Origin of the sequence: Martinezella calliandrae (assembly GCF_030272695.1) — a bacterium.
Taxonomy (GTDB): domain Bacteria; phylum Pseudomonadota; class Alphaproteobacteria; order Rhizobiales; family Rhizobiaceae; genus Rhizobium; species Rhizobium calliandrae.
This window is the reverse complement of the sequence record NZ_JARFYN010000074.1, coordinates 20897-28292: the sequence shown is the minus strand read 5'-3', so window position 1 is coordinate 28292 and position 7396 is coordinate 20897. Positions and strand designations below refer to the sequence as shown.

The 7396-nt window shown below is 56.4% G+C and carries 9 protein-coding genes and 1 pseudogene; 4 read left to right on the top strand and 6 right to left on the bottom strand.

The genetic code is table 11. From position 1 onward, the window contains the following. Nucleotides 1–107: 107 nt before the first annotated feature. Both PY650_RS32725 and PY650_RS32720 read left to right on the top strand, forming a co-directional pair. Nucleotides 108–386 (top strand): annotated as a pseudogene (locus tag PY650_RS32725) (host attachment protein); the annotation flags it as partial. Between the two features lie 96 nt (nucleotides 387–482). After that, on the top strand, nucleotides 483–803 hold the full coding sequence (locus PY650_RS32720) for a DUF3775 domain-containing protein (protein WP_432761613.1): 321 nt from the start codon (nucleotides 483–485) through the stop codon (nucleotides 801–803). A gap of 92 nt (nucleotides 804–895) precedes the next feature. Here the strand turns inward: PY650_RS32720 and PY650_RS32715 are convergent, their stop codons facing one another. Together PY650_RS32715 and PY650_RS32710 are read right to left on the bottom strand one after the other, a co-directional pair. Next, nucleotides 896–1396 (bottom strand): cytochrome b, encoded by a 501-nt coding sequence (locus PY650_RS32715; RefSeq protein ID WP_285884120.1) that lies wholly within the window; start codon nucleotides 1394–1396, stop codon nucleotides 896–898. Between the two features lie 168 nt (nucleotides 1397–1564). Further along, nucleotides 1565–1921, bottom strand: a complete 357-nt coding sequence (locus PY650_RS32710) for a hypothetical protein (RefSeq protein ID WP_285884119.1) — start codon at nucleotides 1919–1921, stop codon at nucleotides 1565–1567. Nucleotides 1922–2218: 297 nt separating this feature from the next. Between PY650_RS32710 and PY650_RS32705 the strand changes: the two genes are divergently transcribed. Next, complete coding sequence (locus PY650_RS32705; protein WP_285884118.1) at nucleotides 2219–3052, top strand: universal stress protein; 834 nt, start codon at nucleotides 2219–2221, stop codon at nucleotides 3050–3052. Nucleotides 3053–3203: 151 nt separating this feature from the next. Here the strand turns inward: PY650_RS32705 and PY650_RS32700 are convergent, their stop codons facing one another. Beyond that, the gene (locus tag PY650_RS32700) at nucleotides 3204–3710 is read right to left on the bottom strand and encodes an Hsp20/alpha crystallin family protein (protein ID WP_285884117.1); all 507 of its coding nucleotides are present in this window, start codon (nucleotides 3708–3710) and stop codon (nucleotides 3204–3206) included. Between the two features lie 280 nt (nucleotides 3711–3990). On the opposite strand from PY650_RS32700, the gene PY650_RS32695 reads away from it, so the two are divergent. After that, on the top strand, nucleotides 3991–4812 hold the full coding sequence (locus PY650_RS32695) for a universal stress protein (protein WP_285884116.1): 822 nt from the start codon (nucleotides 3991–3993) through the stop codon (nucleotides 4810–4812). Here the strand turns inward: PY650_RS32695 and PY650_RS32690 are convergent. Genes PY650_RS32690 through PY650_RS32680 form a run of 3 tightly spaced genes read right to left on the bottom strand, consistent with a single transcriptional unit; the run spans nucleotide 4809 to nucleotide 7265 of the window. Then, entirely contained in the window at nucleotides 4809–6677 is a 1869-nt protein-coding gene (locus PY650_RS32690; RefSeq protein WP_285884114.1) for a heavy metal translocating P-type ATPase, read from the bottom strand. The genes PY650_RS32695 and PY650_RS32690 overlap by 4 nt on opposite strands. Further along, nucleotides 6670–6840: a hypothetical protein gene (locus PY650_RS32685; protein ID WP_285884113.1), complete on the bottom strand. Its 171-nt coding sequence runs from the start codon at nucleotides 6838–6840 to the stop codon at nucleotides 6670–6672. The genes PY650_RS32690 and PY650_RS32685 overlap by 8 nt, the downstream gene beginning before the upstream one ends. Next, nucleotides 6837–7265 (bottom strand): universal stress protein, encoded by a 429-nt coding sequence (locus tag PY650_RS32680; RefSeq protein ID WP_285884112.1) that lies wholly within the window; start codon nucleotides 7263–7265, stop codon nucleotides 6837–6839. The genes PY650_RS32685 and PY650_RS32680 overlap by 4 nt, the downstream gene beginning before the upstream one ends. Nucleotides 7266–7396 lie beyond the last annotated feature (131 nt).

Below are 7396 nucleotides of genomic sequence, written 5' to 3'. Positions count from 1 at the left end.
TGCGCACGGCTCGGGGCCGACGTGGTTCGCTACACCTTCATCGTAATGGACTTTCACCATCTACTCCTTGCCGGTCTCCCGGCGCACCCCCATAGGATCATGAAGGCAGGGTTTGTCAATCGCAGGGTCCGTCCCGCAGTTCGGTCAATGAAATGGATTTGAGGCGGCGAGCGGAAGAGATGTTCGTTGGCGATGTCGCCCGCAGACTTGATGAACTGGTCCGCGATTGGAAGATCAGGCATTTGACGATCGCCGCTCCGCCGAAAGCCCTGGGCGCTCTTCGGGAAAAAGCTACATCGGTCGTACGCGCCGCCATCAGGGAGGAAATTGCAAAGGACTTCACCATGTTGCCCATCCCCGAGATTGAAGAAATGCGGTCAGGTTGATCCGCCCAAAGACGAAAATAGCTTCGAGGGTAAAGACTAAAGACGCTCCCGGAACAAAACGATGAGTTGGAAGCCAACCATCTCGCCTGAAAAGGTTTGCTACTTCATCCTCAAGGGCAGGGAGTTCGATGTAAAGGACGTTGTGACCGAACCCAGGATCAAATCCTTCTGTCGATAATCGAGGTCTTGGAGGATCATAGCGATGATCCGGTCGAGGCAGAGCCTGAGAGTGCGACTTGGGCTTTAAACGAAGACAAACAGATCGATCTAGTTGCACTCGCATGGCTTGGGCGGGGCGACGGAGGCATGGCTAGTGGGATGGCCTCCGCGCCCAGGCAGCTGACGTCCACAACAATCGAACGGCTGCCCATCTCCTCGGCCCGCCGCTCCTGCCTTGCTATTTCGAAGATGCGCTGAATCCGTTCGGAGAGACCTCCACCGATTACCAGGCAGGAACGGCAAGTTCTCGATATTCGAGCTCAATCGGCACGAACATCGAAAGCTTGCCTTTAGTCGATTGTCATTCGCCGAAGGACGTCCGTCTTCCAATAGAACTGGTGGGCCAGAGCCCCGGCGATGTGAGCGACAACCAAGGCCCACAGCAGGACTTTCAATACGCCGGCATGTATCGAGCCCAACACCTCGATGCCAAAGTAATAGGCAGCAATGCCGGACAAGGGCAATGCAAAAATCAATAGATACAAAGCTACATGCGCCAATCGGGCCGCGACACGGAACAGCGCCGGTTCGTTTGCAGTCTCATCTGGCACTCCCTGCATAATACGCACGCCCAGGCGCACTATTGCGAGGAGCAATATAGCTATTCCAACATAAGCGTGGATGTTTGCGGAAGATATGTCATTTGCCGATGGTGTCCCGCCCTGCCTTATGATGCGGTGCCATGCATTCATGCCATCGGGGAACAGCAGGTTAAAGAAAATCAGCAACGCAATGGTCCAGTGAAGAAGGCGTTGAGTCGGGCTGTAGTTTGACGATATCGATTGTGCCATGGAAATGGAGCTCCCAAGGGTTTAATTCTGTCGGGGTGTAAGATGCTTATCTAAACTGACATTCACATGAATTGGACCAGCTCGCGCAATAAGCCTCACGGCCCAGAACAATCTGTCCGCTTTGAGGTCGCCATCAGAATACCGAGCCAGTTCGGCACATGTTCGTCGTTAGCGCGGCGATACTGCCGCATTGCTCAGCCGATGGACCGTCTTGTCTCGAGTTGAACTCGGTTCGGGTTCATTACCAAGAGCTTCCACGGCCGCATCGAGCAACTGAAAAGCGTATTCCACGGCTGCATCGGTGTCGTCGCCGCAAAGTTTTGCTCTCTTGCATCGAATTTGAAGTGCTTGTTTGATCCTTCGCCTTATTGAGGATAAGGGTTCGGCCTCTGGTTCGGCAAGGAGCTGACGCAGGCAACTTGCGGCGACAACTTCCGAAATAATGAGTTTTCCCTCGATTTCACCAAGCGTCGGTATGGCAAATCGCTCGCCACCTCTCTGGCATTCCCGATCTGTTATCAACATAACTTTCCTCCCTTGGAATTTGGTTTCCACCGATTTCCTCATCGAGGGCTTCTTAGCCATCCGTAAAACCGTGGCACGTCCCTTTCAATCGGTGGTCTTTTGTGACCGTTCCTCTAACTCGGGAACGATGATCCTCGCAGCACGTGGAAACGTAAGACTGGACCAGTCATCGCCTCTCCTCGGATATACATCGACTTTATAAGCGCTCACCCTCGTGCACTTTGAGCGAGATCAAGGATTTGGTGACGCAATAAAGAATACGCTTTGCTTATCTCCAACACGAAAGGCGAACTGGCCATGACCATCAAAACTGTCCTGAGTGTGCTTGACGTCAATCGCTTCGACAATGACGTGCAGAGCGCAGTCGATTTTTGCCAAGCACATGGCGCCCATCTAACCACGCTTGTGATTTCGTTGTGCACGGCTCCCCCTTTTGGCGCCTATAACGTCCTTTCCGCCGTTTGGCTTGAAGATCGACAACGCGAGATCGACGCCTTGGCCGAGAAGGCGACCGATATAAGAGCATTGCTCGGCAGGAGCGTGGCATCCTATGACATACAGGAAGTTTACACCGAATCCGCCTGGGCAGACCAGGATATTGCTGAGCGAGCACTTTATACCGATCTCGTCCTCATCGGCGCCCAAGCCGCGAGCAACGAGGATCTTCGGCGAAGGGTGATCGACGGGGCCTTATTTCAATCGCCGACACCGATGCTTGTCAACCCGGGCAGCAAAACGATCGGGCCTGCGCCAAAAGCAATATTGCTGGCGTGGGATTCCAGCGACGAAGCGGCGCGGGCTTCCCGCCAGTCAATCGACTTCTTGCGGGCTGCCGATGCGGTCCATGTTACGCTCGTCGATCCGCTGGCCGCGCGCTCCGTCAACGGGGAAGAACCCGGCGCGGATATTGCGACCTTTCTTGTTCGACACGGCGTCAATGTCGTTGTTGATCGGATCGCAAGCGGTGGGCGGCGGGTCGACGAAGCGCTGCGTCAGCACGCGCTCGACATCTCTGCCGACTTGATTGTCATGGGTGCCTACAATCATCCGCGGCTGCAACAGCGTCTATTTGGAGGCGTGACGCGATCGATGCTGGAAGATTCCGACATACCTCTGTTTCTCGCCCGGTGACAACGGAGCCCGCGGCAGTTCGCGGCGCTTTTCATATTGGTCGGTTCGAGGCGTTGCGATTGTTGGAAGTCGCCGTCATCTCGATTGCTACCGGAAAAGGGAGGGCTAGCCCTCCCCTCGTCCGTCGGCCTCTCTCTATTTTAAATCTCCCTCAAGCTGTCTTGACCGTGATTTTCCGGTCGTTCTCTCGTGCGCCAGGCGTTTTTGGCAAAACCACCTTCAAAACGCCGTTCGCAAAAGAGGCCTCGATCTTGTCGGTATCGATGCCATCCGGAAGCTGGAAGTTACGCTGGAACGAGCCGTAGCGGCGTTCCGAAAGATAGTATTCCGTGGCCTTTTCTTCCTTGCTTTCCTGCTTTTCGCCTTTGATCGTCAGAATGCCATTTGTGAGCGCCACGTCCAATTCCTTAGCCTCTATCCCAGGAAGCTCCGCGGTAAGCTCATAGGACCTGTCGGACTCGACAAAGTCGACGGCTGGCATCCCGCGCGTAATGGCGGTGGGGAAGCGCGCGAATGGGCGGTCGAAAAAGTTGGGCGTGAATTCATTGAATACACGATCCATCTCCGACCGGAGGCTCTCGAATGGCGACCAGCGCGGCATCGCGGGTGCCGGCTTGTTCTCCGTGCTCACAGGGAGCTTCTTTGCCGTATCGGCCATATCATTCTCCTCTTCGTTACAATGACCACTGGGTCCTTATGCAATCGTCTTCGTGAGACGCAATTTGATTAAAAGCCTTGCTGCTCGGCACTTCATTGACCCGCATCAAATACCAACGAGGCAGCATCGACTGCAGCGGCATTGTGATAGCCGCGAATGGCGCCGATCCTTTCGCGGCAAAGCAGATAGCCCCTCGAGAGGCTGGTAAATCTTGATTTTCATCAAGGCGAAGGCAGACAGACTACGCAATGCTGATGGCAACGTGCGAGAGGAGATCGGCATGAAACCTCAATTCCATCTGCCGTTGGTGACTTATCCGGAAAGCAGCTCGTTTGCGATCGTCCAGAATGCCGTCGACTTTGCCCGCCATCAAAAGGCCGACCTCACCGCAAGCGTTTTACAGGTGAGAATACCTGCCGTTCGGCAATCATTCCCGCTGGCCATCGAGGCGGAGAAAATGATTTCCGAAGCGGAACGTTTTAGCCGCGACAGTGGAGAAGCAGTGAGCGAAACGGTTCGCGACTATGCGCAGAAGGCGGGAATACACGCCTTCGTTCGGCCATTCGAAGCGCAGGAGCCCTTCCTCGCCAGTACACTGGCCGAGCTTTCGCGCGCCTATGACTGTTCGCTCGTCGAGGCGTCCGAAGCAGCGAGACCAATTATCGAGAGCATTCTGTTTGAAAGTGGCCGGCCTCTTGTCCTGTTTCCACCGGACAATTTCTGCGGCCGGATTGATACGGCAGCCATCGCCTGGGATGGAAGCGCTGCTCTTTCGCGGGCGCTGACAGGCGCACGCCCGTTCTTGGAAAATGCATCGCGGGTCGTATTGATCTCCGTCACCGATGATAAGGCGATCGACGAGACGGCCCGCGACCGATTCGCAACCGTGCTTGGCAACGCCGGCTTGAATGTCGAAGCTGTCTCGATCAAAGCCCATGGGGAACAGGCCGCCAATGTCATTCAATTCGTCGCGAAGGAAAATTACGCGGACTTGCTCGTCGCTGGAGCATTTGGGCATTCCAGACTGCGCGAATTCATCCTTGGCGGGGTCACCCGGTCGCTGCTTGCGAATCTTGAGATGCCGGCCTTGCTTTCTCATTAAAGGGCGCGCAACGCGTTAAAGATGACCGCTATATCGATAACCTCCTGCAGAAGCGCCCCCTGCACCGGCGTCAGATATCCGAAACTCGCTACAATCATCGCTATGACTGAAAGCCCAATTCCCGAATAGACGCTCTGAAGGGCGATCCTTCGGGATTGACGCGCGATTTCCAGCGAGGTTGCGATATGGCGGAGGTCGTTGCGCAACAAGACCACGTCCGCAGCTTCCGCCGCCGCAGCAAGATTACGCTGGCCAACTGCGATGCCGACATCGGCGGCAGCCAATGCGGGCGCGTCGTTGACACCGTCGCCAATCATCATCACGCGTCCGTGCTTGGCTTCCGTTTTAACTGTTTCGACCTTTTCGACCGGCGTGAGTTGCGCCTTCACGGCATCGAGATGAAGAACATCGCCAATTGCGCTCGCGACCTCCATCCTGTCGCCGGTAGCAAGCGTGAAGCGCTTGACACCCGAGCGTCTAAGATTGTCGATGGCCGCTGGGGCATCGTTTCGCACCGGATCTTCAAGGAAGATCATGCCGGCGCACTCTCCGTCGACCGCCACATAGATCATGGCCGAACGTTTGGCGGCTTCCAAAGGTTGCGCCATAAGCCTCACCTTGGGGGCAATGAAACTCCAACCACCGACCGCCACCTTGCGATTGCCAACAAATCCTTCAATGCCCTCTCCCGCCACTTCCGTGACCGCCGCGGGCTTCGAAAGACTGAGGCCGCGTCGCTTCGCCTCCTCGACGACGGTACGACCCATCGTATGCGCGGACGCCTGATCCACGGATGCTGCAAGGGCCAGCACCTCATCGGGATCCAAGTCCGTCTCGATCCGCGTGACGGTCGGTTCGCCGGTTGTCAGAGTGCCGGTCTTGTCGAACACGACGACCGTGATTGTCGCCATTGCTTCCAGAACGCTCGCACCTTTGATCAGGACGCCGGTTCTTGCAGATTTCGACATTCCTGCGACGAGCGCGACGGGGACGGCCAGGATAAGGGGACAAGGCGTCGCGACGACAAGGACCGCGACAATCCGCGCGGGATCGGCAGAGAGGAACGCGGCAAGTCCCGCGATGGTTAGTGTCAATGCAAGGAAGGCAAGCGCATATCGATCCGCAAGTCGCGACATATGCGCCTTGGAGCTTCGCGCCTGTGCGATTAAGCGGACAATGCCGGCATAGGTGCTCTCGGCAGCCGAACAGACTGCGATCATTTCGAAGGCATCGCCGACATTGGATGCGCCGCTCATGATCATCTGCCCCGCATCCCGCCGCACCGGCAAGGATTCGCCGGTGAGGGCTGCCTCATTCAAGACGGCAAGCCCACCCTCGATACGCCCGTCGACCGGAATCACATCGCCTTTGCGAACGAGAAGTTTGTCACCAGGAACGACCTGGGCGATGGGAATATCCGACAGACCCGCGTCGGTGACCCGCAGAGCCAAGCGCGGCGCTCGCGCCAGAAGCTCCGTCATTCCGCTCTCTGCACGTTTTTGGGCATAGCTTTCGAGAAATTGTCCGCCGGCATACATCACGGCGATGATCGCGCTTGCGAGATATTCGCCGAACCAGAGTGCAGCTGCCATGGAGAGAGCGGCGATGATATCGAGGCCGAATTCTCCTTTGCGCAGACTGAAAAGAACCTCGAGCACAAGTGCGGACAAAACAGCGACCGTTGCGCTAACCAGGATCAAAACGGACCAGGAGGGGATGGCAAACCACTGCAGCAGCGCACCGGCGGCAAGTCCTGCGGCCGCCAGCACAAGCAGCAGCGTAGGCCAGGCTCGCGGGATCAAAGACTGGATACCGGATCCCCGTTTGACGTCGGCTTTGCTTAGTGGGTCGGTGATCTCAGACATAAGCTTGTTCGCGTTGCCGGATTCGGCTACGCGCCCATGCTCTATCGAGCACAACGCGGCGCGACATGAGATCGGCGCCATCGTCGGCCAGTTTTCCGCCGGGATCGGTTTCGGCGGCGACCCACTGCCTGTTAAAACCGTGGTCGACACCGTCAATCGTCATTGTTTCGTCTCGGAATAAATGCGAACGATGTGCACGCAACACTTCGCGTGACGCACGATGTGGTCGACTGTGGACCCGAATACGCGATCGAGGACGTCTGGCACGTGAGCCGCGACAACGATTAAATCCGCTTTGGTTTCAGTGGCAATTGCCAGGATCGTATCGGCGGCACGGCCCGTGCGGACATGGATAAGTGCAGGAACCGAAAGCCGCTTGCAGAGCTGCGCGAGCTTCTTTTCCGCTTCGTCAATCACCGAGACAGCCCAATCATCCGGACCTTGCCTCACGAGTGAAGGAAAACGCTCCACGACATGAACAACATGCAAGCTTCCGTCGGTGTCGAGAAGTGCCTGAGCCGTGTGCATCAGATGCTCTGCTCTTTCCCGTGATCCAAGCCCTATCGCGCAGACGATCGTCTTGTACATGTTTTACCTCAGTAAATGTCTCTACCGCTTCTGCGGACAAATTCGGTTCGGAATCCGAACGCACATGCATCTTTCAGAAATTGGTCCGCGCCCAAAATATCCACTTGGACGCTATCGCTTAAGCATTGACC